This window comes from Thermus sp. FJN-A, assembly GCF_054655095.1.
In genome coordinates, this window is record NZ_BAAHSC010000255.1 from 1 (window position 1) to 236 (window position 236).

A 236-nucleotide genomic window follows, 5' to 3' on the forward strand; every position below is an offset into this window, starting at 1 on the left:
TCTCCGGGTGGACGGCCAGGACCAGGGTGGCCACCTCGGCGAAGGCCACCAGCCAGGGGACCACACTGGGGGTGAGGCCCGTGGCGTCGTCCACGACGAGGGTGACGGGGTTCACCCCTTCGGGGCGCTTGAGGGCCTTGAGGAGGCTCCTCGCCTTCTCCTCGTTCCCCGGGTAGCGCCTCTGCCAGGCCTTGAGGTCGGCCTCGAGGTCCCTCCCCCGCCCCACCCCATCCACC

Annotated in this window: 1 pseudogene; it reads right to left on the bottom strand. The window is 72.0% G+C overall.

Going from position 1 to position 236, the window contains the following annotated elements:
• Positions 1–236: pseudogene (locus tag ACYQ0J_RS13620) on the bottom strand (ATP-binding protein); the annotation flags it as partial.